We start from the raw sequence: 25,380 nt of genomic DNA, 5'->3' as shown, positions 1-25,380 counted from the left end.
CCTTCGCTGCTCATGGCTTTTTTAGAAATACAAGGCGTTCATAAGCAGCAGCAAGGCAGCACTACACTGCACCCGGTTTCTTTTTCGGTGCCGCAGGGAAAAAAACTGGGCATTGCCGGCGCCACCGGTTCGGGCAAAACCACGCTGCTCAAGATCATTGCGGGGCTGATGCAGCCCGATGGCGGCCAGGTGGTATTGGAAGGAAAGCGGGTACCGGGCCCCGACGAAAAGCTGTTGCCCGGCCACCCGGCTATTGGCTACCTGTCGCAGCATTTTGAGCTGCGCAATAACTACACAATCGGCGAAGAATTGGATTATGCCAATGGGCTGCCGCAGGCCGAAGCCGACGCCATTTACAAAATTTGCGACATTGGCCACCTGTTGGAGCGGGGCACCAACCAAGTTTCGGGCGGCGAAAAACAGCGGATTGTAACAGCCCGGGTACTCACCACGCGGCCAAAGCTGCTGCTGCTCGATGAGCCATTCTCCAACCTGGACGCTGGCCACCGCGCCACCATGAAAGGCATGATCCGCCACCTGACCGACCTGATGGACCTTACCTGCATCATGGTTTCCCACGACCCGGTAGACACGCTGTCATGGGCCGACGAACTGGTAGTGTTGCAGGAAGGCCGGATGGTCCAGCAAGGCACGCCGAATACGATTTATTTTCATCCGGCAAATGAATACGTGGCTTCCTTGTTTGGCGCCTACAACCTCCTAAGCCCGGAGCAGGCCCAGTTATTCGGGGCAAAATCCGAAGCTCCGGGCAAAAAACTGATGGTGCGGCCCGGCAGCTTTACGGTGCAGGCGGCTGGCAACGGTGGCCTGTCGGGGAAGGTAACAGAGGTGGCTTTTATGGGCAGCCATTATGAAATAGGCGTGACCCTCCCCCATTTTTCGGTAAATATGCTCACCCTGGATGGCAGCTTGAAGCCCGGCACTGTGGTATCGGTTGCGCTGCAAAACGGCCATGGATGCTGGCTTTAAGGCAAAACCGCACCAATTGAAAAGGGGGCTGCAAACGCTTTGTGGAACGTATCGGGTAAACAAATTGAGCAAATACTAACAGTTTCCGAAAACATAAGCGCCGTCCGTTTGTTTTTTTTAGCTTTGTAAACACCTGGCCGCTGGCAGCCACGGTATCACACAACCCTATAACCCATGCCCCAATCACAGACCTTTTTATTGGTAGACGATGATATCGACGATACTTTTCTGTTTCGGGAAGTGCTATCGGACGTGGCCCCACAGGTAACCCTGCGCACCGCAGCTAACGGGCAGGAGGCCATCGAAAGCCTGCTGGCGCCATCGCATCCGCTGCCGCAGCTTATTTTCCTGGACCTGAACATGCCCAAAATGGACGGCAAGCAATGCCTGCTCGCCATCAAACGCAACGAACGGCTGCAGCATATACCGGTGATCATGTACACCACTTCTTCCCATTCAAGGGACATTGAAGAAACTATGCAGAACGGGGCGATCTCTTTTATCACCAAGCCTTCGCATATCAGTGAGCTGCGCACCATTTTAAGTTCGCTGGCCAACAATACCAACAACAATCTTGAAAAAACACTGCGGCACCTGAGCCAGTCGCAAAACACTTTTATTGTTTGCTAACAGGAGCCGCCTATTTTTCAGCCAAGTTATAACGCCTCTGAAATGCTTTTGTAGGGTTGGGTAAAAATGAGTCCCGGCCAATTGCTGCCATATAAATAGATGACAGGTCATTCCCTTTTATGCACTTATCATGATCCTGATTGTTGACGACACTTCCGAGAACCTGTTTTCCCTAAAAACACTGTTGCAGCTGCACCGGTTTGAGGTCGACACCGCGGCTTCCGGCGAGGAAGCATTAAAAAAAATTTTACGGCAGGAGTATTCGCTCATCATACTGGATGTGCAGATGCCGGGCATGGACGGCTACGAAGTGGCGGAAACTATTACCGGCTACAGCAAAACCAAAGACATTCCCATTCTTTTTCTTTCGGCGGTCAATATCGACAAACGATTCATTACGCAGGGTTATGCATCGGGCGGCGTCGATTATATCACCAAGCCATTTGACCCCGACCTGCTGCTGCTGAAAGTAAAAACCTTCCAAAAGCTGTATCTGCAAAATAAAGCGCTGAACGAGGCCCACGCCACGCTGGAGCAAAAAGTGGCCGAACGCACCAAGGAACTGCTGCAGGCCAATAAAGAGCTGGAAGCCAGCAATACCGAGTTGCAGCAATATGCCTACCTGGCCAGCCACGACCTGCAGGAGCCGCTGCGCAAGATCCTGACCTTCAGCCACATGATCTCGGAAAAATTCCTGCAGGAAAACGACGATGCCATGCGGCTGATGAACAGGGTCATTGCCTCATCTGAACGCATGCGCACCCTCATCAACGACCTGCTGCAATACTCCCGGGTGGCCCAGTCGGTTGATTTTATCCCTACCGACCTGGAGCAACTGGTGCAAGATGTGCTCTCCGACCTGGAGCTGGCCGTTCGGGAAAAATGCGCACAGGTTTCGGTTTCGCCGCTGTGCACCGCCGAAGTGGCGCCGGGACAAATTCGCCAGGTGTTTCAAAATCTGCTGAGCAATGCGCTTAAGTTTTCCAAAAAAGACGAGCCGCCAATCATTGAGATCAGGGGCGAAAAAGTGCGAACGCCCAGCGAAGATGCGCCACCCGATAAAGACGGCAACTGGTGCCGTATTTCGGTGTCGGACAACGGCATCGGCTTCGATGAAATGTATGTGCAAAAAATATTCGGCATGTTCCAGCGGCTCAACGGCCGCGAGGAGTTTGAAGGAACCGGCATCGGCCTGGCCATTGTAAAAAAAATCATCGACCAGCACCACGGTTATATTTCTGCACACAGCAGCGAAGGCGTAGGGGCCACATTTGTCATTTTCCTGCCCTTGTTTCAATCCAACATTTCGCCGCTGCCAAACCCAACGACCCATAAAAAAGATTATACATCGCTATGAGCGCTACGTTTAAACGCAACCTGCTCACCGGTTACTCCCTTTCCCTGTTCCTGTTACTGCTGAGCGCCATTGCCTCCTATTTTTCCATCCGGGGCCTGCTGCGCAGCGCCGAGGAAGTAAGCCATACCAACCAGGTCATCATTAAACTGGAAGGCGTCATTTCTCTGTTGAAAGATGCAGAAACCGGTCAACGTGGTTTTCTAATCACGGGCAATGATGCTTTTTTACAACCGTACGACGACGCTATTGGAAAGCTGGACCCCAGCATCCGGGAACTGCGGGAACTGACCCGCGATAGTGAAGCGCAACAACAGGATGTGAGCCAGCTTACGATGGTTGTGCGGCAACGGCTGGATTCGCTGCAGGCCCGCCTGGAGGAAAAATACCGCAACGAACCGCTGTACCTCGACGGCTTTATGATTGGCCGGGAAACCATGCAAAAAGCCCGCATGATTGTGGAACGCATGACGCAGCGCGAACAGGCCCAACTGGAACTGCGCACCGCCACCCAACGGCAATTTGCGGCCAGCACGCCCCTGCTCATCGTTATCGCATCGCTCCTGGCCATTGGCGTTACCATCGTTTCCTTTTTCCGCGTCCTGTCCGACTTTAACAGGCGGCTGGCGATGCAACAGGAGTTGCAGCAAAAAGACATCGAGATCACACAGCGCCTCAACATTATACAGGATGTGGCTGAAAAAGTGGCCGCCGGCAATTATACTATCCGCGTTACCGATGAAAACAGCGACCTGCTGGGTTCGCTTGCCGGATCGCTCAATAAAATGGCCGGCTCCCTCGACGAATCGTTTAACCAACTGGCCCAAAAAGAATGGCAGCAAACCGGCATGGCCGGCCTGAACGACGAAGTTGTCGGCGAGAAAGATCTACCGGTTTTAACCGAACACATTATTGGCTACCTGGCCCGTTATACGCAAAGCCAGTCCGGCGCATTTTATTTACTGGAAAATGGCAAACTCCGCATCAGCAGCGCCTTTGCGCTGGCAGTGAACCATAGAAACCACCTGCTCCAACTGGGCGAAGGCCTCGCCGGCCAGAGTGCGGCGTCGGGTAAAATCATGGAACTGGAAGGCGTGGCTCCTGAGCGCTACACGGTATCGTTTGCCTCCGGCGCCATTACCCCGGCCCATGTGCTGGCGTTGCCTATTTTCTTTGAGAAAAAAGTTCTGGGCGTGATTGAGCTGGCGTCGTTGGAGCCGTTCACCGCCGAAGACCGCGTGTTCCTGAAATCGGCGGCGCACAATATTGGCATTGCGCTGAACACTGCTTATAGCCGTTTGCGGGTGCAGGAGCTGTTGCAGGAAACCCAGGCCCAATCGGAAGAATTGCAGGCGCAGCACAGCGAGCTTGAAAACATTAACACCGAACTGGAGGCACAAGCCGAAAAACTGCAGGCTTCGGAAGAAGAACTGAAAGTGCAGCAGGAAGAACTGCAGCAAGCCAACCAAGAACTGGAAGAGCGCAGTCGCCTGTTGGAAGAACGCAACCAACTGATCCTGGAACGCAACCTGGAAATAAAAGCCAGCGCTGAGCAACTGGAACAAAGCACCCGGTACAAATCGGAGTTTTTGGCCAACATGAGCCACGAACTGCGTACGCCGCTCAACTCCATTTTGCTCCTGTCGCGGCTGCTTTCCGAAAACAACGAACAAAACCTGAGCAACGACCAGGTGGAATATGCACGGGTGATCCAAAGCTCCGGAAACGGTTTGCTAACGCTGATCGATGAAATTTTGGACCTGTCGAAAATTGAGGCGGGCAAAATGGAACTGGAATACCAGATGGTGCCCCTTCCGGAAATTGTCGATGACCTCCAGCGCATGTTCAAACCCATGGCCGCTGAAAAGGGGTTGGAGTTCAGCGTGCATGTGGCCGAGGGCATGCACCATATTATTGAAACCGACAGGCTAAGGGTGGAACAGATCCTGCGCAACCTGATTGGCAATGCATTGAAATTTACCGCTAAAGGTTCGGTGCAGGTACAGGTATCGCAGCCCGATGACAAGCACGTTTCCTTTGCGGTAAAAGACACAGGTATTGGCATTGCTGCGCAAAAGCAGCAAACCATTTTTGAAGCCTTTCAACAAGCCGACGGTTCCACACGGCGCAAATACGGCGGCACCGGCTTGGGTCTTTCCATCAGCCGCGAACTGGCCCGTTTGCTGGGCGGAGAAATTACTTTGGAAAGCGTGGAAGGAAAAGGCAGCACTTTCTCGCTCCTGCTGCCGCTTTCAAAAGCCGATGCGGAAGCACAGCCCGCCCAACCATCGGTTGTGGCCCTGGAAGCCGACCCAGAAGCAGACCAGCAGCCGGCCGAGTCTGCACCAAAAGCACCGGAACCGCAGCCTGCCATCACTGCCCGTTTTACCGGCACCATTCCTGCGCCCATCCCCGACGACCGCGATAAAATTGAAGCCGGCGACAAAGTGCTCCTGATTGTTGAAGACGATACGCATTTTGCCCAAGCCCTGCTCGATTACAGCCGGAAAAATGGTTATAAAGGAATTGTTTCCGTTCGTGGTGATGAGGGCATTGAACTGGCGGAGCGCTACCACCCGCTGGGTATTTTGCTCGACCTGCAACTGCCGGTAAAAAGCGGCTGGGAGGTAATGGATGCGCTGAAGAACAACCCCGCAACAAGGGCCATCCCGGTGCACATCATGTCGAGCCAGGAAGCCCGCACCAAAAGCATTGCGCAGGGCGCCGTCGATTTTATCAACAAACCGGTTGCCTTTGAAAAACTGAGCGGCGTATTTCGCAAAATTGAAGAAGCCCTCAGCCGCAACCCCAAAAAGGTGTTGATTGTAGAGGAAAACCAAAAACATGCGGAGGCGCTTTCTTTTTTCCTGAAAAGCTTTGAAGTACACACAGAGATCCGCAATTCGGTTTCAGAAGGCATTTCGGCGCTCAACCGCGAAGAAGTGGATTGCGTGATCCTGGACATGGGTGTACCCGAAAACCGTTCCTACGAAATTTTGGAGCAGGTGAAAAAAACACCGGGATTGGAAAACCTGCCCATCATCATTTTCACGGGTAAAAGCCTTTCGTACAACGAAGAGGTGCGCATCAAGCAATTTGCCGATTCGATCGTGGTAAAAACCGCCCACTCGTATAAACGAATCCTCGACGAGGTGTCGCTGTTTCTGCACCTGGTGGAAGAAAATAAAAAAGACGGCACATCGGGGCGCAACAACCGAATGAGCATTTTTGGCGAGGTGCTGCGCGGCAAAACCGTGCTGATTGCCGATGACGATGTGCGGAATATTTTTTCGCTGACCAAGGCATTGGAACAGCAAGGCGTGCAGGTAGTTTCGGCTATTGATGGCCGTGATGCGCTGAAGCAGTTGGAAACCACGGGCAAAATTGACCTGGTGCTGATGGATATGATGATGCCTGAAATGGACGGTTACGAGGCGATCCGCGAAATCAGGAAACAGGGCCGCTACCGCAACCTGCCCATCATTGCCGTTACGGCCAAAGCCATGACCGGCGACCGCGAAAAATGTATTGAAGCCGGCGCATCGGATTATATTACCAAACCAGTTGACATCGACCAGCTGCTTTCGCTGCTGCGGGTGTGGTTGTACCAGTAAGAGTCGGAAGTCGGAAGGAGAGAGTTTGTAGAGAAGCAACAGTTTTTTAGTCGCAGGTGGCGGGTTGGTTGGTGAAGGAGCCGGTGGGCTTTTGACCGGCGAGCAGCGCCTGCAAAAAACAATAGCTGTTGCTGACCAGGTATTCCATGTTGTACACGCCGTGGTTGGAGCTGTTTTCAGTGTGCAGCACCGATGCTACTCCCCTTGCCTGCAGTGCATCGTACACCGATTTGGACCCGAAAAATTCCGGATAATTGGTGCAGCCCACAAACGGGCCCTGCGCATAAGGCACTACCGCATCACCAGAGCCATGAAACCCGATTACCGGGATGGCATCACGGGCTTCAATTACCGAAGGGTTCATCAATCCGCCCCACATATTGAGCACGCCTTTAATGCGGTAATCGGCCGGCAAATTATTGCCCGAAGCCTGCAGCCCGCCCAGCTCATTTTCAATATTTGGGTAAAATGAGCGAAACTCGGCCTGTGTAAAAAATGCGGCAGAAAGTGCGGCAATAGCCCCGGCACTGGTGCCACCTATAAAAATTTTGGAAGTATCGATGCGGTATTGACCAGCATTGGCCACTAAAAAACGCAGCGCTGCATTGAGGTCCTGCGTGGCGCGGTAACCCGCCTGTATAACCGAATATGGATTGCCGCCACAAAGATTGGTACCGCTGCCCAGGTTCCAGCCCAACCGGTATGAAATGGTTACCGTGGTAAAATGCCGCTGGGCAAAATATTCGCAAAAAGTATTCAGCTCATCGCGGGTGCCGGTGTAAAAAGCACCGCTGTGCAGCACCACCAGCAATGGGTTGGCAGGCCGGTTGTTTTGCGGCAGGTACACATCCATTTCCAAAGCCTGCTGCTGCCCCAGCCAGTTGTTGGCGGCGCCGTATTGCACGGCTTTTTCCACTGCAAACGTGGTGCGGTTGGATGCCGCATCGTTTTCTTTTTTACAACCGGCAAGCAAAACGAGCAAGAGCAAACTATAAGCAGACAGGTATTTCATAAACAGCGTGGCTTTTTCCCCACTGAGCAAAAGATGCAACAGCATCGTATAGGGAAATACAAGATAGGACGTAATAGGTTCTGCGCCACCACTGGTTTTGAATAGCGAGAGGCTAGTTTTACTGTATCGAAGAAAACCTATTTTTTACGCAAAAAAAACACGGCTAACCCTCAAGGTTAACCGTGCATTTACTTTGAATGGTGCTGGGCACCAGTTGTAACATCGGTCCAATTAATCGTGACCTTCCAGCTTTACAATTTTGTTGTACAAGCCTAACAGCAGAAACGGTGCAGGCCATTGTCCAACAAACAAGCTTTCTTTTTTCCTGCCCATGATTTGCAGGGTCAGCGATACAGCCATGGAGCCCAGGGCTGCCCATAAAAACAGATCGGATGGGAGCTTTGCGGTTTGCTCCTCGATAGCAGTTGCTACTTTTCCTTCCTTGTGCTCGGGGTTAAGATTTGTAGGCATAAAATAATCCTCCCTTTTTAAGAGTTGATGAATATGTTTTCTCCTTATTCAACTTCCTTGCCAAGTAAGATTGGGGCTGCACGGGCAGTGGTATGGAAATAAATATGTATCCATCACTGATCCATTTTCCACAATTAGGTGTAAATTCAAAGGGAGTGCCCTAGCAGGCACCCAACTACACTTTTCGCTTGCCATACCTAACCACATGAACCGGCTGTTGCTAACTTTTTGCGGGCTGTTGCTGTTGCCGTTTGCGGCATGGGCCGACCACATTACGGGTGGCGAAATCTATTATACCCTGTTGGGCAACAACAATGGCAATTATGAATACCGCATTACGGTAAAGGTGTTTATGCGCTGCAACAGCGGCCGCACTTTTAATGATCCCACCACCATTTCTATTTTTACCAAAGGCACAGGTGCCCGTGTTTCCGACCACAGCGTGTACCTGGCCCGCACCGAAACCATCCAGTTAACGGACCCGAACAAATGCATTACCGATCCGCCGCTGGTTTGCTATAACGTTGGCTACTACGAGTTTGTAGCAACACTGCCGCCATCGGCCAGCGGCTACCAGATTGCTGCGCAGTTTGTGTACCGCATAGCCGGCATCCGCAACCTGGTTTCTTTTTACAATAATATCGGTGCTACCTATACTGCTGAAATACCCGCCAATACCGGCAACGCCTGGGTCAACAGCAGTGCCCGGTTTGTGGGCTCCGACCTCGTGGCCATCTGTGCCAACAACAACTTTTCTTACTCCTTTGCAGCCACTGATTCGGATGGTGATGAGCTGCGTTATTCTTTTTGCGATGCGTTTCAGGGCGGTAATTTTCGCAACGGCATGTCGGTGCCGCCCGATGCGCCTCCGTATAATTCAGTACCATACAACAATGCGTTTTCGGGCGGCTCGCCGCTGGGTCCTAATGTAAAAATCAATACCAGCACCGGCCTCATCACCGGCACTGCGCCGGATGAAGGTGTGTACGTGGTAACGGTTTGCGTGGAGGAAATTCGCAACGGGCGGGTTATTGCGGTGCAACGCAAAGACCTGCAAATTTTTATCGCTTCTTGCACCATTGCGTCCGCTTCGCTGGAGGCAAGCTACCAGCTTTGCGAAGCATCTAAAACATTGAACGCGACCAATAACAGCGTAAGCCCGCTGATCCGCACCTACAACTGGGAATTGCTCGACCGGTTGGGCAGAACGGTGACGGCTTCCACAACGCAGGCATTTAACCACGAGTTTGCCGATACCGGTTTATACCAATTAAAACTGGTGGTTAACCGTGGCGGCGAATGTTCCGATTCCAACACGGCGCCGGTGCGGGTGTATCCCGGCTTGCTGCCCAAATTTTCCGCCGAAGGTGTTTGCGCCGGGCGGCCCACCCAGTTTTCCGACCAAAGCACCACGGTCTATGGCCGGATCGATTCGTGGAGTTGGGATTTTGGCAGCAATACCGAAGGCGAAGCGATGTTGTCTACCCCATCGCCCAGTTTTGTTTTTCGCGGTAGCGGCACCCGGCAGGTACGGCTGACTGTTGCTACCAGTTTAGGCTGTTCTGCAAGCGCCCTGCAGCCGGTAGGCATTACTGATAAACCGCCACTGAACCTTGCATTTAGGGACACAACCATTTGTATTGGCGACGAAGTGCAGCTACAGGCCCGCAGCAGCGGCAACTACCAATGGACGCCGCAAACGAGCATCAGGAGCGGTGGCACCACCGGAAACGCCGTAGCGACACCACGATCCACTACCCTGTTTGTGGCACAACTCAACCAGGACGGCTGCATCAACCAGGATTCTGTTTTGGTGCGGGTTGAGGCTGGCGTTCGCTTGCAGGTTAGTGCCGACACGACTATTTGTTTGGGCGATACGGTGCAATTGCGAACCATTTCCAATGCATTGCGGTATGCATGGCAACCCACAACTACTTTGCTAGAAAGCGATGTTGCGAACCCTTTTATTACACCAACTGATCCAGTTACAAAATATACAGTCACGGGCCAGATTGGTGGCTGCACGGAAACGGCTTCGGTTAATGTTTACACAGTGTCTTACCCGATGGTAAACGCCGGCGCGGATACCGTGATTTGTTTCAATACCGCGGCATTGCTGCAAGGCAGTAGCGATGGCAACAGGTTTACGTGGTCAGCGGGCACCACGCTCTCCAATCCAACCAATTTGTCTACCAATGCACGGCCTACGGCCACAACCGCTTATGTGCTCACTGCCATTGGAAATAGGGGTTGTCCCAAACCTGCTTACGATACGGTACAAGTGCGGGTGCAGGCACCGGTGCAGGCTTTTGCCGGCCGCGACACCACAGTGATTGTGGGCCAGCCACTGCAGTTACAGGCATCGGGTGGCGACTTGTACCAATGGACACCCGCCACTGGCCTGAATGATGGGCAAATTGCCAACCCCATTGCCCAGTACACCGAAAGCATGGGTGGCCGCATCCGATACACCGTAAAAGTGCAAACGCCGGAAGGCTGCAGCGATACAGCTTCGCTGGAGGTGCGCATTTTTGAAACAGGCGCCACGGTTTTTGTGCCTTCTGCTTTTACGCCAAACAATGACGGCCTCAACGACCTGCTGCGGCCATTGGCGGCAGGCATGCGCCAGCTGGAGCTGTTTTCGGTGTACAACCGCTGGGGGCAGCTGGTGTTCAGCAGCCGCGACGGCCGTGGTTGGGACGGCACCATTGGTGGACAGGCGCAGGGCCCCGGCGTATATGTGTGGCTGGTAAAGGCTGTTGATTTTAATGGAAAGCCCCATGTACAAAAAGGCACCGTTACCCTGCTGCGTTAGTGCCATTCCGCATTCATCCCCTTTTTATGCCCTTTAACAAAAGGGTTTTCTAATTCATCGAAATTGAAACCGACGGGTTTTAAAAGACCGTACCTTGCGGGCCGCTTTGGCATGGAGTAAACCGATGCCATTTTAAACGAACCTCAATACCAGTTCGGCGCAGCAAAACAGTCGTTTTCTTTTTAGAAAAGTAAAAGAGCATTCGATGTGCTGTGCCGCAACTGCAGGCTACCATGCGGCTTTTTTTTACCACCATATTCGCTTTGCTTTTTTGCGCGGCCGGCGCACAACAGGTTCGGCTGAGCGGCACCGTTACCGACAGCAAAGGTTCGCCGCTGTCGTCGGCGAGCATCGTGGTAACCGAATTGGGCCGCGGTATTGTTAGTAAAGAAAACGGCAGCTTTGAACTGCTGCTGGAAGCCGGCCGGTACACCTTGCGAACCAGCAGCGTAAACCACCGCTGCCCGCTCATTCCAATAGCTATTTACAGCGACACCACCATCCAGATCATCATGGAAGACGACCACTCGCAGCAGTTGTCCGGTGTAGTGGTGCAAGCCAAAATTAGGGACCGCGCCGATGAGGTGATGCGGACGCTGGTAGCAAAAAAAGATTCCATTACCGCCGCAGCCGGCCCGCATTCGGTGCAATTGTATGTAAAAGCAACGCGGCAGGATTCGGCGCAGGTGGCCGCCCGCAAACTCCGCCGCCAGCAAGGCCGCAATGCGCCGCTGCCCGACGACCTGAAGGGCATGCAGCTGACCGAAGTGTTGTTGCAGTTGGATGTGCAGGGTTCGAAATTAAAAGAGCAGCGGCTGGGCGTAAAAAGCACCGGCAATGCCAAAAACTTGTTTTACCTATCGGCTACCGAGGGCACTTTTGATTTTTACAAGAACCAAATCAAAGTTCCGGGGCTGGCGCCCACCCCATTTGTTTCGCCGGTGAGCAGTGCCGGGCTGGTGGCTTATAAGTTTAAAACGATCAAAACGGTGCGCCGCGGCAAACACCGCATTTACACCATTAAAGTTGAACCCCGCCAGCTAACCAATGCCACGGTGGAAGGTGAAATAACAGTTTCGGACAGTGCCTGGGCTATTTTGCACACCCGTTTTCGTTTTCCAGAATACCACTTGCAGGAGTACAACTTTTTTGAAGTGGAGCAGGACTACCGCTTTGTAAATGAAACGGCGTGGATGCTCCAGAAACAGACATTTCGCTACAATGTAAAGGGTGCCCGCAATACCATTTCCGGCCACACAGAAATTCATTATTCCGGCTACCAGCTCAACCGCAAATTTCCCGACCGTTATTTTGGCCAGGAAGTGAGCAGCACGGCGGCAACCGCATATGAGCAGGACACTTCGTTATGGACCACCGCCCGGCTGGCGCCGCTCAATAACCGCGAGGCCCGCCTGGTGCGCCACACCGATAGCCTGAATACTTTCATGCAATCGGACCAATACCTCGATTCGCTGGAGCGCCAGATCAACCGCATTACCTGGCAAAAACTGGGACTGTTTGGCCAGTCGTTTTGGGCCCGGAAAAAGGAACGCTACTGGCACCTGCCTTCGCTGGTTTCCTTGTACCAGCCCGTAGCGTTTGGCGGCAGCCGCATCAACGTTGCGTTTGCTTTTAAAAAAACGGCCAAGTCGCGGAAAGATATTTTCCTCGACAACAATATCAGTTACGGCATCCGCAACAACGATATTAATGGTTTTATAAAATTGCGCCGCACTTACAATCCGTTTAACCGCGGTTATTACGAAATCAGCGGTGGGCGGGCTTTCCAGGCCATTACCGAAGGCGACGCCTGGATCAATATGATCAAGCGCAACAACATTTACCTGAATAACTACCTGCAGGTAGCGCATGGGTTGGAACTGGTAAATGGCCTCATGTTGCACACCGAGTTGGAGACCGCATTTCGCAGATCAGTGGCCGGTTACCGCACGGGCCATTTGGTGGACAGCGTTTTTGGCAATGTGCTCGACAACAATTTTGCCGTGGCATTTGCACCATACAATGCATTATACGGGCAAGTGAAATTGCAATACACCCCGTTCCAACGTTTTCGCCGCGAGCCAAGGGAGAAGGTAATTCTTGGTTCAAAATGGCCCACCTTTTATGCGTTGTGGCGCAAAGGGATTCCGGGAACTTTAAATAGTAAAGTGTCGTTTGATTTTATAGAATACGGCGCGGAGCAGCACCTCAACCTGGGTTTGATGGGGCTGGGAAAATACACGGTAAAATCCGGTTCGTTTGTGCGCCGGCCTGAGTTGCGCCTGATCGATTACCAGTTCCAGCGCCGCGGCGACCCGTTTCTATTCCTCAACCCGCACAAATCCTTCCAGGCATTGGACTCCACTTTTGCCCTGTTCAGCCGTTATGTGGAAAGCCATTATGTGCACGAATTCAACGGCTTATTTTTAAATAAAATACCGCTCCTGAAAAGGCTGCAGCTCCGCGAAATGGGTGGCGCCGGTTTTTTGATTGCGCCGGAACGCAACCTGCGCTACGCCGAACTTTTTGCCGGTGTTGAGCGGGCATTCCAGTCGCCGTTCAATCCGCTCGACAAGTTTAAAGTTGGCATCTACGTGGTGGGCTCTATGGCCAACCAGTTTCACAACCCGGTGCAATTAAAAGTGGGTTTCACTACATGGGATAAACGGCGCAACCGCTGGTTCTGATTCTTGTTCGCTGCATTCAGTTCTTTGGTTTCCAGAGTTTGCGTAACTTTTGGTAACCCAAAGCCAAAAATATGAAACCTCGATTGTGCCTGATGCCGGCAGCCCTTTACCTGTTGATCTTTGCTTCGTTTTTCCATTCAAAATTATTTGCGCAAATCCCACCGGTGCCGCCGGTTCAGGAGCTGGTTTTCCGGTCGGTAAATGTGATACCCATGGACGGCGAAATTGTGCTGCCCAACCAGACGGTGGTGGTGCGAAATGGTGTGATTCATGCGATGGGCGATGAAGGAAAAGTGCAGTGGGGCAAGGACGCTAAGGTAATTGATGGAAAGGGCAAATATCTGATGCCCGGCTTAGCAGAAATGCATGCACATGTGCCGCCGTCCGATGATGTGGAGGCGATGAAAGAAGTGTTGCTCTTGTTTGCGGTAAATGGCATCACCACAATCCGTGGTATGCTGGGGCATCCACGACATTTGGAGCTGCGTGCAAGCATTCAGAACGGTTCCGTCATTGGCCCCACCTTTTTCACATCCGGTCCTTCGTTCAATGGAAACAGTGCACCCACGCCCCAAGCAGCCGCGCAGCTGGTTCGGGATCAAAAGGCGGCGGGTTATGACTTTTTGAAGATACATCCCGGTATCAAACTCGATGCATTTAAGGCAATGGCTGCAACGGCTAAAGAATTAAACATTCCCTTCGCGGGACACGTACCTTCGGACGTGGGCATTTGGAATGCAATTGAAATGGGCATCCTTACCATTGATCACTTGGATGGTTTTGTGGAAGCCCTCATCCCGGGGAAGGAGCAATTTGCGGAAGGAAGCCATGGCCTGTTTGCCACCAACATTTTTGAAGAAGCGAATAAGACGCACATCCAAAAACTGATGGATGCGCTCAAGAAGAAAGGTACATGGGTAGTGCCCACCCAAGCATTAGCGGTGCGTTGGCTTTCGCCGCAGCAAAATGCCGCCCAGCGGGCAGCCGAACCGGAAATGAAATATATGTCGCCAAAAACGGTAGCTAATTGGGTGCGTACCAAGCAAAGCATGGAAGAAGGCGCAGGTTATAACAGGGAAGCCATGCCGCAATACATTGCTTTGCGCAACGAACTGATTAAAGCCTGCCAGGATGCTGGGGTGCCGCTTCTCCTGGGATCTGATGCGCCGCAGGTGTTTAATGTGCCGGGTTTTTCAACGCACCACGAACTGCGGTATCTGGTCGATGCAGGACTCACCCCTTACCAGGCATTATATAGTGGAACGGTTGCGGTTGGGAAATTTTATGGCAGATCGGAGTGGGGATCCATCCAAAAAGGTGCACCGGCTGACTTGATTTTACTTGAGGGCAACCCATTGCAAAACATTGAGCACATCAAAAATATAGATGGCGTTGTGTTGAAAGGCAAATGGCTCGATAACAGTTGGCGGGAAGCGGTGTTGAAAGCAATTGCAGATAAGAAACGGAAGGAGGAGTCATTGCCTTAGTTTTACCTATATGCCTGAAAACAAAACAGCCTTACACTTTTGTGCAAGGCTGTTTTAATATTGATGTAAATAAGATTGGCGGTTACCTACTCTCCCGGAGCATTGCTACTCCAGTACCATTGGCCATGAGGGGCTTAACTTCTCTGTTCGGTATGGGAAGAGGTGGACACCCTCGGAAAAACCACCATCAATATTGTTTGACATACTGGAAAGCAAGTTTGTAGTAAAGTATAATGTTAGTTAGATAATAAAATTAAAGCGTACGGGCAATTAGTACTACTCGGCTGAACGTATTACTACGATTACACCTGTAGCCTATCAACGCAGTAGTCTGCTGCGGCCCTTAAAAGAAAACTCATCTTGTGGAAGGTTTCACGCTTAGATGCTTTCAGCGTTTATCCTGTCCGTACATAGCTACTCGGCACTGCACCTGGCGGCACAACCGATACACCAGCGGTACGTACGACCCGGTCCTCTCGTACTAAGGTCATGTCCACTCAATTTTCTTGCGCCCACCACAGATAGGGACCGAACTGTCTTGCGACGTTCTGAACCCAGTTCACGTGCCACTTTAATCGGCGAACAGCCGAACCCTTGGGACCTTCTCCAGCCCCAGGATGTGACGAACCGACATCGAGGTGCCAAACCTTTCCGTCGATATGAGCTCTTGGGAAAGATCAGCCTGTTATCCCCGGAGTACCTTTTATCCTTTGAGCGATGGCCTTTCCATATAGAAACCACCGGATCACTTCAGCCGACTTTCGTCCCTGCTCGACTTGTAGGTCTCACAGTCAAGCTCCCTTATACTGATGCGCTCTGCGTACGATTACCAACCGTACTGAGGGAACCTTTGCAAGCCTCCGTTACACTTTAGGAGGCGACCACCCCAGTCAAACTACCCACCATGCACTGTTTCCCTCGAAAGGGATTAGACTCTAAACAAAGAGAGGTTGGTATTTCAACGACCGCTCCACAACCCCTGGCGAGGCTGCTTCATAGCGTCCCAACTATCCTACACACCCGTTGTTCAAAATCAATGCAAAGTTGTAGTGAAGGTTCACGGGGTCTTTCCGTCCCGTGGCGGGTAACCGGCATCTTCACCGATACTACAATTTCACCGGGCTCGTGGAGGAGACAGTGTTCAACTCATTAGACCATTCGTGCAGGTCGGAACTTACCCGACAAGGAATTTCGCTACCTTAGGACCGTTATAGTTACGGCCGCCGTTTACTGGGGCTTCAGTCAGGAGCTTTGACCTTGCGGTCGAACACCCTTCCTTAACCTTCCAGCACCGGGCAGGTATCAGGCCCTATACGTCATCTTTCGATTTTGCAGAGCCCTGTGTTTTTGTTAAACAGTTGGTTGAACCATTTTACTGTGACCATATCGCTATGGTACGCCTTATCCCGAAGTTACAGCGTCAATTTGCCTAGTTCCTTCTCCACGGCTCACCCGAGCGCCTGAGAATATTCATCCCGTCTACCTGTGTCGGTTTGCGGTACGGGCCGCTGTAGCCTAACCTTAGAGGTTTTTCTCGGCAGCTTTTAACTTCACTCACCGCAGCCGAAGCTTTGGTGTACTTTCCCGCTTTGCCAAGTCTTGCGGATTTGCCTGCAAAACCTATAGCTACACGGTTAACCGCACTATTCCGTAAGTGCGGGGAAGGTTCAATACTGCGTCACCCCATCGAAACTACAGTGGGTGCTGGAATATTAACCAGCTTTCCATCAGCTACCCCTTTCGGGTTCACCTAAGGACCCGACTAACCCTGATCCGATTAACGTTGATCAGGAACCCTTAGACTTTCGGCGTTAAGGTTTTTCACCTTAATTATCGTTACTTATGCCTACATTTTCGTTTGAAACCACTCCAGCAATGGTCACCCATCACCTTCAACGCAGGTTTCAATGCTCCCCTACCGATATACACTCAAAGTGCAATCATAGAGCTTCGGTTCATGGTTTGATGCCCGATTATTTTCCGCGCGGCGTCTCTCGACCAGTGAGCTGTTACGCACTCTTTAAATGAATGGCTGCTTCCAAGCCAACATCCTGGCTGTTATAGAAACGCCACCTCGTTTGTCCAACTTAACCATGTATTGGGGACCTTAGCTGCTATTCTGGGTTATTTCCCTCTCGGCCACGGACCTTAGCGCCCGCAGCCTCACTGCTGCATAGCATTTATGAGCATTCGGAGTTTGTCAGGGTTTGGTAGGCGGTGAAGCCCCCTAGCCCAATCAGTAGCTCTACCTCTCATAAACTCTAATTAATGCAACGCTGTTCCTAAAAACATTTCGGGGAGAACGAGCTATCTCTCAGTTTGATTGGCCTTTCACCCCTATCCACAGGTCATCCCATAGCTTTTCAACGCTAATGGGTTCGGACCTCCACTGGGTGTTACCCCACCTTCATCCTGCCCATGGATAGATCACAAAGTTTCGCGTCTGCCCCCACTGACTTAATTGAACGCCCTGTTCGGACTCGCTTTCGCTACGGCTCCGTTAAATAAGAACTTAACCTCGCCAGTGAGGAGCAACTCGTAGGCTCATTATGCAAAAGGCACGCCGTCACTACGTAAACGTAGCTCCGACCGCTTGTAGGCGCACGGTTTCAGGTACTATTTCACTCCCTTATTCAGGGTGCTTTTCACCTTTCCCTTACGGTACTGGTTCACTATCGGTCTCTGAGGAGTATTTAGCCTTACCAGATGGTGCTGGCAGATTCAGGCAGGATTTCTCCGGTCCCGCCCTACTCAGGATACTGCTCGTCCCACTCAATGTACGCTTACGCGGCTTTCACGCCCTATGGCCCAACTTTCCAGATGGTTCAGCTTGATGAGTGTTTCTAAATGCAGTCCTACAACCCCCATGGAGCACGCCCCACAGGTTTGGGCTCTTCCCCGTTCGCTCGCCACTACTTAGGGAATCATTTTGTTTATTTTCTTTTCCTCCGCCTACTTAGATGTTTCAGTTCAGCGGGTTGGCTTCTCTTTCGAGATAATACGCCTTCAGCGTACTGGGTTGTCCCATTCGGAGATCCAGGGATATATCACTCGTGTGCAGTTCCCCCTGGCTTATCGCAGCTTACCACGTCCTTCATCGCCTCTCAGAGCCTAGGCATCCACCATGCGCCCTTATGTGCTTTAAATCTTTTTAGATTTATCTAATTCAATTTGTGAAAATTGTATTTACCCAACCACTTTGATTGACTTCAGACCACCAAAATTATTTAGTGATGCAAAAAAACTATCATTGTGATCTTGGCTAACTATAGCATTATTTCTACTACAATTGCTTTCCAATATGTCAAAGAACTTAAACTGCAGAAGCTGCAAGCATTGCGCTATTAACTTCTCGCGTTTTATCTGTAAGTATTAAGGTTGCGAACCTCCAGGCCTAAAAGCCATACCCCACATCTAACTAAGTTTGAAAGAACTACTTTACTGACTTTACCGTCTTTTCCGACTTTACGGACTTTTAAAAAGTGGAGGATAACGGATTCGAACCGTTGACCCCCTGCGTGCAAGGCAGGTGCTCTAGCCAGCTGAGCTAATCCCCCATAAAAGGAATCTAGCTTTAAGCTTGCAGCTAGTAGCTAGCGGCTTGCAGCTTTCTTCTCTTTTGGTAGACCCGAGCAGATTTGAACTGCTGACCCCTACATTATCAGTGTAGTGCTCTAACCAGGCTGAGCTACGGATCTGAATGTTTCATTCTGTAGTAAGCCCCTCTACATTGTCTGTCGGGTTACTTAAGAGTTTAAGTAAAAGAACTGGTTTTTGAAAAACAAGTTTTGAAAGATTTTGGAAACAACAGCACATTAAGCAATCAAGTGTTTTAGTTTGCTATTACCTAAATAATAGTAACCAAAAGCTAAGCGCTCTAAAAAGGAGGTATTCCAGCCGCACCTTCCGATACGGCTACCTTGTTACGACTTAGCCCCAGTTACCGGTCTTACCCTAGGCGGCTCCTTGCGGTTACCGACTTCAGGTCCCCCCGGCTTCCATGGCTTGACGGGCGGTGTGTGCAAGGTCCGGGAACGTATTCACCGTATCATTGCTGATATACGATTACTAGCGATTCCAGCTTCACGCAGTCGAGTTGCAGACTGCGATCTGAACTGAGAGGCGTTTTTTGGGATTGGCTCCTTATCGCTAAGTGGCAGCCCTTTGTACGCCCCATTGTAGCACGTGTGTAGCCCTGGGCATAAAGGCCATGATGACTTGACATCATCCCCTCCTTCCTCGCGTCTTACGACGGCAGTTTCAGTAGAGTTCCCAGCGTTACCTGATGGCAACTACTGATGGGGGTTGCGCTCGTTGCGGGACTTAACCCAACACCTCACGGCACGAGCTGACGACAGCCATGCAGCACCTTACTGAGTGTATATTGCTATAAAACGAGCTTTCACCCGCGGTCACTCAGCATTCTAGCCCAGGTAAGGTTCCTCGCGTATCATCGAATTAAACCACATGCTCCACCGCTTGTGCGGACCCCCGCCAATTCCTTTGAGTTTCAACCTTGCGGTCGTACTTCCCAGGTGGGATACTTAATGCTTTCGCTCAGACGCATGCTGTCATATCGCACACGTCGAGTATCCATAGTTTAGGGCGTGGACTACCAGGGTATCTAATCCTGTTTGATCCCCACGCTTTCGTGCCTCAGCGTCAATGACTCTGTAGTGAGCTGCCTTCGCAATCGGTGTTCTATGTCATATCTAAGCATTTCACCGCTACATGACATATTCCGCTCACCTCCCGAGTATTCAAGACCTGTAGTATCAACGGCAGTTCCGAAGTTAAGCTTCGGGATTTCACCACTGACTTACAAACCCGCCTACGCACCCTTTAAACCCAGTGAATCCGGATAACGCTTGCACCCTCCGTATTACCGCGGCTGCTGGCACGGAGTTAGCCGGTGCTTATTCCTGGGGTACCGTCAGGCCGGATAAAAATCCGGGGTTTCGTCCCCCATAAAAGAAGTTTACAACCCAGAGGGCCTTCATCCTCCACGCGGCATGGCTGGTTCAGACTTGCGTCCATTGACCAATATTCCTTACTGCTGCCTCCCGTAGGAGTCGGGCCCGTGTCTCAGTGCCCGTGTGACTGGTCGTGCTCTCACACCAGTTACCCATCGCAGGCTTGGTGAGCCGTTACCTCAACCAACTACCTAATGGGACGCACGCCCATCCTTAAGCGCCGGAGCTATAACTATAAAGTGATGCCACTTCACAGTGTTACGAGGTATTAATCCGGGTTTCCCCGGGCTATCCCCCACTTAAGGGTAAGTTGCGTACGTGTTCCGCACCCGTTTGCCGGTCGCCATCAGTGTGTATTGCTACACACCATGCTGCCCCACGACTTGCATGTATTAAGCCTGCCGCTAGCGTTCATCCTGAGCCAGGATCAAACTCTCCATTGTAAATGAAGTGTCCAATTCCTGACTAATTAATAATCTCAAGGATTAATTAACGAGTCAAAAAATCGAATAATTAATGTTATTCGCTTTATTTGATTACCTAATGTTATTTGGTACATATAAAATGTACCGTGCTGTTGCTTCCAAACTTTCAAAGATCTTAAAAGATACCACCCTATCAGCAGTACCCCTTTTTCGTAAGCGCCCAGGGATGCGATCCCCTCAGGTCATAACCAATCACCTAAATCAGCTACACCAAACACCCTAAAAAACAATAAAGAACTATTTTTTAAACAAACCCCTCTTTCGTAATTGGGAGTGCAAAGATAAGAGAACCAAACACAACAACCAAAAGTTTTTTCAGAAATTTTAGTGCTTCTCCTTTCTTAAAAACACCGCAACTACCTAAAAACCAACCACTTAAAGAACTCCATTCCCCGTTTTCGGGAGTGCAAAGATAAAGAAAACCAATCCAATTGACCAAAAGTTTTTTTCAATCTTTCCAAAAATGACCAAAACCACAAAAACTTTAACCGAAACAACAAAGAACTAAATGAAGAGAACTATCCGCTGCCCTGTACCGACAACCGCGGCCTGCAAAGATAAGAGGGTTAGGTAATTCAATGCAAATAAAAAGCGCAATAAAAGGAACTTTTATTGCGCTTTGACGAAGGGTTAACGATTGGTGGTTATATTCCCTTATATACTTACGGTGTTTCCTTCATCGTAAATAATTCACGATTACTTTCTACCCCGGCTCCATACTTCATGTATATCATCGCCACGAGAACTTTTGCCACTGTGGTGCCAGTTGCCTCCTTCCACTTTGCCGGAAAAAGATAATGAAGCTCCTACCCTGCTACTATCCCGGGAGAAAAAGTCGATGTGCTCCGTGTACTTGCCATCAGTAAAAGTGTAGCGGCCGCCGCCGGTTCCGTAAAAGCCTTTAGCGCCCGGATCAATGGCAACCCACTGAAACATCGAACCAGTTAACAGCTTCACGGTTTTACGGGTGCCTGTTTGGTGAATGGTTTGCATGCTGCCGTCTTGCATGCGTTGGGTTATTTGCCAGGCACCGGCCAATGGGCTTTGGCCTGCATCGAGTTGCGTCCATCTTTTTGCAACGCCATCTTTTGCAGTGGTCACCAAATTATTGCCAGTGCCCGAAGTTGCAACAACCGATTGGGTGCCCACATTGTCCGGCGTTTGCGTGTCGTATTCCCATTTAATATGCAAGCCATCAGCTTTTCGTTCAAATGGGCCGCCTTTGGTAAAGAGGAAGGTTTTACCTGCATAAGCGGTATGTGAAAGGTATCCGTCAGTTGCTATTAAAAGATGTGCAGTATCGCCGGTTTTCATTTGCCAGGCACCTTGCAGCGTTTGCTGTGGCGGTTGCGGTTTTCTTAGAAAAGCTGCCAGCACAACTAAAGATGCAGACAACATTAAAAACCTGGTTATTGTTCTTGTTCGCATGGCAAGTATATTTTGGGTGAATGAATGTAAAAACAAATTGTATCTGTCCGGTGGAAAAGGTACGATTCATTAGTGCCGCATTGATCAAAAACCTTGTTTAACAAACCTTTGCCGATAATAAACGCCTATTTACCGATAAACGGGTTCCAATATTTAAAATTGAAACCTATTTTTGGCGACCTAAACCTTTCGAAATTTAAAATATCCGATGAAAAAATACTTGACTGAAAAGAACGCCCTCACTGTGATGGTAAGCCTCTTCTGCTTTGTAATGATGATCGTATCCTTTGTAAAAGACCAGTCCCTGTGGCAATCGGTTGCTTTTGCTTTGGCGTTCAGTTTTTCGGTAGAATTGATCTGTCACCGCGCCAAGGAAAACAGCTAAGCCTTACCGAAGCGCTTCGAAGCTATAACGGGCCTCGCTCCAAAATGCATCCAGCGCCCTGATGCGGGGTTTGAAAAAAGAAACCAGCGCCGGCCAGTCATCCTTTCTAAATACAGAAACATTAGGCAATTGCTGATACACCCGGCTGAACGCTTTTCCGTGTTCATCCTCGGCTTCGTCCTGCCAGGTCCAGCTTTCGCCTAGGTGCGCTTCCAATATTTTTTTTACCTGCTGCAGTTGCTCCATATATAAATGGCGCACACCCGCATCGGGGTGGCGCATTTCAATGCCGATGGTTGCTTCATTGCTGCCGGCATCCATGCGAAACTGCACATGCTTTTCGCTGGTTTTGTAATTGATCCAATTGATTTTTTCGCCATCTGCGGAATGTACGGGGGCCATATACAACCCAAAGGCAGTCCAAAATTCCTGGCGAATACGTGAGGCTTCCTGACGGGAAAACATAGGCTAAAATTAGGGATGGACGCCAAAGAAAACGCAACGCAACCATTAATAAAGACTTGCAGCCAGCCAAAGAAAATAGAGCGACGTTCGAAAAAATGGCATGTTATTTCCTAATAGCAAAGAAAACCAATGTTATGAAAGCGAATAGTAAACCCGTACAGATGAATCAAGTGAGTTTGAAGCAGATCCAGTCGAAAATTGCCGTATTCCTGATTTTATTCTTTGTCATTTTTGGCGCAGCCAGCTTGTATATGCTGCTCAACAGTCCTGCCTAAATAAATTTTATTTCATCTCCATAGGTTTTGAAAAAACTTCAGGTTCGGTACCCGTGACAGCAATGTGCTCCATGCACCCCTAACCGATCTTACCACAAAAAACTTTGCAACAAAGCCGCCCGTTGGGTGGCTTTGTTCATTTAGCAAAATGCAGTTTAATATTTTAAAAAATTGTACGCAGAAAGCAGTCGTTGGGGTAAACCATCCACACCAAAACTTAGCAAAGGAGCTTAAAACAGGCACTTTCCGCTTTAAAACGAAATGGCACGCTTTTGCACTTATAAAGGGTAAGTAGATAAAATTGAATATTTATGAACCTGAATCGTGAGCATGAAAAAATGGTAACGGCGCCTGTTAGAGAAGACTTCAATTGGGGCGCTACCATCACTGTGTTGTTGCTGTTGCTGGCATTTGTAGGCGCATCTTTTTATGTATTGGTAAGTAGCTATATGGCTGTATGATAAAACACTGTACCTGTTGAAGATCGAGAACTGTACCATTGAAAACTAAGGGGGCCTGAAGCGGCCCTTTTTTTATGCCCGCCATTTATCTTCGCGGCATGAGCCTTTCATTATCGATTGTACCCGCCAAGCAAGAAGATGTTCCAGCTATTGTGCACCTGGTAAACAGTGCCTACCGCGGCGACACATCCCGCAAGGGCTGGACCACCGAAGCCGAACTACTCGACGGCATCCGGGTGGATGAAGCGGGCATAAAGCAATTGTTGGCTGATGCAAACACCACGCTTTTAAAAGCAACGACTGAAGCCGGCGAACTGGTTGGGGTGGTACAATTGGAGCAGCAAGGAACTTCCATGTACCTGGGTATGCTCACCGTAAAACCCACACTGCAAAACGGGGGCATTGGTAAACAACTGATGGCAGCCGGCGAAAACCTTGCTAAAGAAAAAGGCTGCATAAAAATGGTGATGACCGTTATTTCAGTCCGGCAGGAATTGATTCAATGGTATCAATCGAAGGGCTACACCATCACCGGCGATCGCAAACCTTTTCCCACCGATCCAAGATTTGGCATCCCCAAACAGCCGCTTGAATTTATTGTGATGGAAAAAGCGTTGGCCTAAAATTCAAGTTAAACAGGCAACGCTGCCGCTTCATCAACGATTATCGGAACTACATTTTTGTGCAGCCAAAGTGCTCCATCCTCCGACTGTTTCACTAGATCATCATTGCTTTCGGTGAAACCCGATTTTTCAAAAAATGGCCGCACCGGGTCAGTTTCCGGCACCGATAACATAATGGCAACGGCGCCATGGTCAATCATTTTAGTTTCGGCCCGCTGCAGCAAAAACCTGCCGGTGCCCCTGGCCCGGTGGTGCACCAGCACATACAGGTGCAGCAAGTGAAAACGCCCCGATGCCCCAGCGGCAAAAGCAATAAACCCAACCGGCAGGCCGGCATTAAACACCAGCATAAAACGGTGGCCGTGCAACCAAGCCTGGCGCAGTGCTTCAATCGATTGCCATTGCCGCAATTGGGTTTGTTCTGTACCTCCCACAGTTTCTTCTGCTTCGGCAAGGGCATGCGTTACCAACAGGTGCACCTGCGGCAGCTGACTTGGGGCAACCTCCTGCACATCCCACACCGGCGCCAGCCGAAACAGCCGTTCGGAGGTGCGGTAATGCAGGCGCAGCAACTGCCGGCTCAGGTGCACCGCCAGGAACAGGGAAAAAAGAGCACCGCACACCAACAGTAATTCCGAAACATATTGGGTAAGCCAGTGGTTTTCGCTGAGCAGCAAAAACGCATCGTAGGTGCCATGCAAAAAGGCGGCACCCAACAGCCCACACAGCAATAGAAGCGGTCGCCGGGCGGGATCGAATTTGGCTTTGCCGGCAAAATATCCCATCACTACTGCAAACGATGCATGGGCCGGCACGGAAGTAAACATGCGCAAAATGGCCACCTCGTAGCCGTGGCGCCAGATGTACCCGGCATTTTCAAGCGTGGCAAAACCCATGCTCACCATCACCGCGTACACAATGCCATCCAGCGGTTCATCAAAGCTGGAACGGGTAAAGCCATAGCTGCGCAGCATTAAATATTTGGCGCCCTCCTCTACCAGTCCCACCACAAAATAGGCGGTAAACAAGGTTTCGGGAATGGAATGCGGTGTGGAGCGAAATAAGCGCAGCTCGATTATGCCCGCCGGCAACACGGCCAGCATGCCCAGCAAAAAAGAGACGAGCAGGTAACGGGCCGGCTCGGGGTTATGCGCATCTTTGTAAAAAAAGAAAAAGCAAATGGCCAATCCCGGGGCAACTGCAAGAGCCGTGAGCAACATGCTTT

The 25,380-nt window shown here is 50.6% G+C and carries 15 protein-coding genes, 2 tRNA genes and 3 rRNA genes; 10 read left to right on the top strand and 10 right to left on the bottom strand.

The window, feature by feature from the left end:
* Nucleotides 1-12 precede the first annotated feature (12 nt).
* From EPD17_RS09080 to EPD17_RS09065, 4 genes are all read left to right on the top strand, one after another.
* A complete protein-coding gene (locus EPD17_RS09080; RefSeq protein ID WP_132053584.1) occupies nt 13-990 on the top strand; it encodes an ABC transporter ATP-binding protein in 978 nt (325 codons plus the stop codon).
* Between the two features lie 174 nt (nt 991-1,164).
* Nucleotides 1,165-1,620 (top strand): response regulator, encoded by a 456-nt coding sequence (locus tag EPD17_RS09075; protein ID WP_114236098.1) that lies wholly within the window; start codon nt 1,165-1,167, stop codon nt 1,618-1,620.
* A gap of 130 nt (nt 1,621-1,750) precedes the next feature.
* Nucleotides 1,751-2,977 (top strand): hybrid sensor histidine kinase/response regulator, encoded by a 1,227-nt coding sequence (locus EPD17_RS09070; RefSeq protein ID WP_132053583.1) that lies wholly within the window; start codon nt 1,751-1,753, stop codon nt 2,975-2,977.
* Nucleotides 2,974-6,588: a response regulator gene (locus EPD17_RS09065; RefSeq protein WP_132053581.1), complete on the top strand. Its 3,615-nt coding sequence runs from the start codon at nt 2,974-2,976 to the stop codon at nt 6,586-6,588. The genes EPD17_RS09070 and EPD17_RS09065 overlap by 4 nt, the downstream gene beginning before the upstream one ends.
* Before the next feature lie 46 nt (nt 6,589-6,634).
* Here the strand turns inward: EPD17_RS09065 and EPD17_RS09060 are convergent, their stop codons facing one another.
* Both EPD17_RS09060 and EPD17_RS09055 read right to left on the bottom strand, forming a co-directional pair.
* Nucleotides 6,635-7,600, bottom strand: coding sequence for an alpha/beta hydrolase (locus tag EPD17_RS09060; protein ID WP_165929576.1), 966 nt, complete (start codon nt 7,598-7,600; stop codon nt 6,635-6,637).
* 231 nt (nt 7,601-7,831) lie between these two features.
* Entirely contained in the window at nt 7,832-8,071 is a 240-nt protein-coding gene (locus EPD17_RS09055) for a hypothetical protein (protein WP_114236102.1), read from the bottom strand.
* Between the two features lie 205 nt (nt 8,072-8,276).
* Here EPD17_RS09055 and EPD17_RS09050 point away from each other — a divergent pair, with 205 nt between their 5' ends.
* The 3 genes from EPD17_RS09050 to EPD17_RS09040 all read left to right on the top strand — a co-directional run bounded on the left by EPD17_RS09050 (nt 8,277) and on the right by EPD17_RS09040 (nt 15,060).
* Complete coding sequence (locus EPD17_RS09050; RefSeq protein ID WP_132053577.1) at nt 8,277-10,886, top strand: T9SS type B sorting domain-containing protein; 2,610 nt, start codon at nt 8,277-8,279, stop codon at nt 10,884-10,886.
* A 233-nt stretch (nt 10,887-11,119) separates the two neighbouring features.
* On the top strand, nt 11,120-13,573 hold the full coding sequence (locus EPD17_RS09045; RefSeq protein ID WP_132053575.1) for a DUF5686 family protein: 2,454 nt from the start codon (nt 11,120-11,122) through the stop codon (nt 13,571-13,573).
* Nucleotides 13,574-13,644: 71 nt separating this feature from the next.
* Entirely contained in the window at nt 13,645-15,060 is a 1,416-nt protein-coding gene (locus EPD17_RS09040; protein ID WP_204743384.1) for an amidohydrolase family protein, read from the top strand.
* Nucleotides 15,061-15,133: 73 nt separating this feature from the next.
* Here the strand turns inward: EPD17_RS09040 and rrf are convergent.
* The 6 genes from rrf to EPD17_RS09010 all read right to left on the bottom strand — a co-directional run bounded on the left by rrf (nt 15,134) and on the right by EPD17_RS09010 (nt 21,916).
* Nucleotides 15,134-15,249: ribosomal RNA gene (gene rrf, locus EPD17_RS09035) — 5S ribosomal RNA — on the bottom strand.
* Between the two features lie 61 nt (nt 15,250-15,310).
* A 23S ribosomal RNA gene (locus EPD17_RS09030) occupies nt 15,311-18,206 on the bottom strand.
* Between the two features lie 337 nt (nt 18,207-18,543).
* Nucleotides 18,544-18,617: transfer RNA gene (locus EPD17_RS09025), tRNA-Ala, on the bottom strand.
* A gap of 63 nt (nt 18,618-18,680) precedes the next feature.
* A tRNA-Ile gene (locus EPD17_RS09020) sits at nt 18,681-18,758 on the bottom strand.
* A 183-nt stretch (nt 18,759-18,941) separates the two neighbouring features.
* Nucleotides 18,942-20,476 (bottom strand): 16S ribosomal RNA (locus tag EPD17_RS09015).
* The 16S, 23S and 5S rRNA genes sit together here with 2 tRNA genes alongside, the layout of an rRNA operon.
* 738 nt (nt 20,477-21,214) lie before the next feature.
* Nucleotides 21,215-21,916: a membrane or secreted protein gene (locus tag EPD17_RS09010; RefSeq protein ID WP_165929575.1), complete on the bottom strand. Its 702-nt coding sequence runs from the start codon at nt 21,914-21,916 to the stop codon at nt 21,215-21,217.
* Between the two features lie 238 nt (nt 21,917-22,154).
* Between EPD17_RS09010 and EPD17_RS19960 the strand changes: the two genes are divergently transcribed.
* Nucleotides 22,155-22,331, top strand: coding sequence for a hypothetical protein (locus EPD17_RS19960; RefSeq protein WP_155523233.1), 177 nt, complete (start codon nt 22,155-22,157; stop codon nt 22,329-22,331).
* Nucleotides 22,332-22,334: 3 nt separating this feature from the next.
* Here the strand turns inward: EPD17_RS19960 and EPD17_RS09005 are convergent, their stop codons facing one another.
* Nucleotides 22,335-22,796: a DUF4268 domain-containing protein gene (locus tag EPD17_RS09005; RefSeq protein WP_132053571.1), complete on the bottom strand. Its 462-nt coding sequence runs from the start codon at nt 22,794-22,796 to the stop codon at nt 22,335-22,337.
* A 586-nt stretch (nt 22,797-23,382) separates the two neighbouring features.
* Between EPD17_RS09005 and EPD17_RS19955 the strand changes: the two genes are divergently transcribed.
* Together EPD17_RS19955 and EPD17_RS09000 are read left to right on the top strand one after the other, a co-directional pair.
* A complete protein-coding gene (locus EPD17_RS19955; RefSeq protein ID WP_155523234.1) occupies nt 23,383-23,532 on the top strand; it encodes a hypothetical protein in 150 nt (49 codons plus the stop codon).
* A gap of 98 nt (nt 23,533-23,630) precedes the next feature.
* Nucleotides 23,631-24,155, top strand: a complete 525-nt coding sequence (locus EPD17_RS09000) for a GNAT family N-acetyltransferase (RefSeq protein WP_132053569.1) — start codon at nt 23,631-23,633, stop codon at nt 24,153-24,155.
* Between the two features lie 8 nt (nt 24,156-24,163).
* Here the strand turns inward: EPD17_RS09000 and EPD17_RS08995 are convergent, their stop codons facing one another.
* A complete protein-coding gene (locus EPD17_RS08995) occupies nt 24,164-25,375 on the bottom strand; it encodes a GNAT family N-acetyltransferase (protein WP_132053567.1) in 1,212 nt (403 codons plus the stop codon).
* Nucleotides 25,376-25,380: the final 5 nt, after the last annotated feature.

The sequence above is a fragment of the Pseudocnuella soli genome (assembly GCF_004347775.1).
GTDB classification, from domain to species: domain Bacteria; phylum Bacteroidota; class Bacteroidia; order Chitinophagales; family Chitinophagaceae; genus Flavisolibacter; species Flavisolibacter aquaticus.
Note: the sequence above shows the minus strand (reverse complement) of the source record. Positions and strands in the feature narration are given on the sequence as shown.

What these genes read in the sequence shown, in the direction of transcription:
- EPD17_RS08995 (WP_132053567.1), bottom strand. Translation starts at nt 25,375, where the DNA reads ATGTTGCTCACGGCTCTTGCAGTTGCCCCGGGATTGGCCATTTGCTTT.
- EPD17_RS19960 (WP_155523233.1), top strand. Translation starts at nt 22,155, where the DNA reads ATGAAAAAATACTTGACTGAAAAGAACGCCCTCACTGTGATGGTAAGC.
- EPD17_RS09040 (WP_204743384.1), top strand. Translation starts at nt 13,645, where the DNA reads ATGAAACCTCGATTGTGCCTGATGCCGGCAGCCCTTTACCTGTTGATC.
- EPD17_RS09005 (WP_132053571.1), bottom strand. Translation starts at nt 22,796, where the DNA reads ATGTTTTCCCGTCAGGAAGCCTCACGTATTCGCCAGGAATTTTGGACT.
- EPD17_RS09000 (WP_132053569.1), top strand. Translation starts at nt 23,631, where the DNA reads ATGAGCCTTTCATTATCGATTGTACCCGCCAAGCAAGAAGATGTTCCA.
- EPD17_RS09065 (WP_132053581.1), top strand. Translation starts at nt 2,974, where the DNA reads ATGAGCGCTACGTTTAAACGCAACCTGCTCACCGGTTACTCCCTTTCC.
- EPD17_RS09080 (WP_132053584.1), top strand. Translation starts at nt 13, where the DNA reads ATGGCTTTTTTAGAAATACAAGGCGTTCATAAGCAGCAGCAAGGCAGC.
- EPD17_RS09070 (WP_132053583.1), top strand. Translation starts at nt 1,751, where the DNA reads ATGATCCTGATTGTTGACGACACTTCCGAGAACCTGTTTTCCCTAAAA.
- EPD17_RS19955 (WP_155523234.1), top strand. Translation starts at nt 23,383, where the DNA reads ATGAACCTGAATCGTGAGCATGAAAAAATGGTAACGGCGCCTGTTAGA.
- EPD17_RS09060 (WP_165929576.1), bottom strand. Translation starts at nt 7,600, where the DNA reads ATGAAATACCTGTCTGCTTATAGTTTGCTCTTGCTCGTTTTGCTTGCC.
- EPD17_RS09075 (WP_114236098.1), top strand. Translation starts at nt 1,165, where the DNA reads ATGCCCCAATCACAGACCTTTTTATTGGTAGACGATGATATCGACGAT.
- EPD17_RS09050 (WP_132053577.1), top strand. Translation starts at nt 8,277, where the DNA reads ATGAACCGGCTGTTGCTAACTTTTTGCGGGCTGTTGCTGTTGCCGTTT.
- EPD17_RS09055 (WP_114236102.1), bottom strand. Translation starts at nt 8,071, where the DNA reads ATGCCTACAAATCTTAACCCCGAGCACAAGGAAGGAAAAGTAGCAACT.
- EPD17_RS09010 (WP_165929575.1), bottom strand. Translation starts at nt 21,916, where the DNA reads ATGTTGTCTGCATCTTTAGTTGTGCTGGCAGCTTTTCTAAGAAAACCG.
- EPD17_RS09045 (WP_132053575.1), top strand. Translation starts at nt 11,120, where the DNA reads ATGCGGCTTTTTTTTACCACCATATTCGCTTTGCTTTTTTGCGCGGCC.